Annotated in this window: 2 protein-coding genes and 1 pseudogene; all 3 read right to left on the reverse strand. The window is 48.1% G+C overall.

The features are described from left to right. Positions 1 to 212: 212 nt before the first annotated feature. Positions 213 to 485: a DUF3143 domain-containing protein gene (locus QUB63_RS03420; RefSeq protein ID WP_332943398.1), complete on the reverse strand. Its 273-nt coding sequence runs from the start codon at positions 483 to 485 to the stop codon at positions 213 to 215. 64 nt (positions 486 to 549) lie between these two features. Next, positions 550 to 1,029 (reverse strand): J domain-containing protein, encoded by a 480-nt coding sequence (locus QUB63_RS03425; protein WP_332943399.1) that lies wholly within the window; start codon positions 1,027 to 1,029, stop codon positions 550 to 552. Between the two features lie 139 nt (positions 1,030 to 1,168). After that, a pseudogene (locus tag QUB63_RS03430) lies at positions 1,169 to 1,379 on the reverse strand (Rpn family recombination-promoting nuclease/putative transposase); the annotation flags it as partial.

The following is a 1,379-nucleotide window of genomic DNA, read 5'->3' on the forward strand; positions in this document are numbered from 1 at the left end:
AACGATTTTGGATTTTGGATTTTGGATTTTAGATTAATTTTTCAGTTTCCAATTAGATGTGGATTCTGAAGTATATTCCTCAATCTAAAATCTAAAAACGATTTTGGATTTTGGATTTTGGATTTTAGATTAATTTTTCAGTTTCCAATTAGATGTGGATTCTGAAGTATATTTCTCAATCTAAAATCTAAAATCGCCAATCTAAAATCAAATTAGGGGCCGGAGAAAACGGCATCTTCAATGTCGTGACGCGAGAGAGAGTATTTGAAGGATCGCTGAATGTCTTGGCCGTCGGCTCCGGCGTCAATGTAGCGGACGGTGAGTTGGTCGATATCGAGGGAGAGTTCTGCTTTCCAGGTAGGTCGATCGATCTGCCAGCAGTGGAGTTCTCGCCGGTCTTGCTGGCAGCCGCGGCTTTTTAGCCACTGCTCGATTTCTGGCAGTGGATGGCTGTACAAAGGAGTGTCAGCGGAAGGAAGAGTCATGGGATTTTAGATTTTAGATTTTAGATTTTAGATTGGGGGATTCGGGGATTGGGGATTTGAGGGTTTAATTGCCGCGAATTAAGCCGATCGCGATCGCCAGTACCAAGCATCCGACTAAAGTAGCCCCCATGATAAATAGAGCGAATATTTCGCCGGGGGACAGAGGCCGATCCGTGGGATCTAGGTAAGCCGAGTTAGAAGTTTTTTTACTCGATCCCGAAACCGGAGTGTTGAAGCCCGGGGGCGACTGAATCACGTTCAGGCGAGAATAGCCTATTTTGAGGTCGTAGGCGAGGCGGCGTTCTGGGTTGCTGAGGGTGGCGTAGGCGTTGTTGAGCTGCTGAAATTTGGCGGTAGCGACTGCGGGCGGCAAGTCGGTAGTATCGGGATGGTAGAGTTTGCTCAGTTCCCGGTACGATCGCCGAATTTCGATGGCTTGGGCTGAAGGATGCAGCCCTAACAAGCCGTAATGACTGGAACCCAAGGGGGTTTTTCCTAATGTTTTCTGACTTTTGTTTTTCGCAGTTGCCTCGTTTCCTGCCACCGAAGCCCCTCTCTGCCGATTGTTAATAATATGTGATTATTTTAGCCCAGAGTTGAGTGTAGCGCCACTGTCTGTCCGATCGAGGGGTTGAGTGCGGGATCTCGGCGGGCGATGTGCGAGCGGGCCCAACTACTTTAAACTAGGAATCGGTCGATCGCAGATTGCGTACATCCTCAAGGCTCAGCCCTGTAGTTTGGCTGATGGTTTCGTCATCTAGGCGTGAAAGTAATTGTCGGGCGATCGCGATCGCCTTTTCTCGCATTCCTACTTCTTTTCCTTCCTCTCTGCCTTCCTCTCGTGCTTCCTGAGAAGCTTTAATAATCGCTCCCTGTTGGTCGTAAATAAACTGT

The organism is Microcoleus sp. ARI1-B5, assembly GCF_036705795.1.
Taxonomy (GTDB): Bacteria; Cyanobacteriota; Cyanobacteriia; order Cyanobacteriales; family Microcoleaceae; genus Microcoleus.

What these genes read in the sequence shown, in the direction of transcription:
- QUB63_RS03420 (WP_332943398.1), bottom strand. Translation starts at nt 485, where the DNA reads ATGACTCTTCCTTCCGCTGACACTCCTTTGTACAGCCATCCACTGCCA.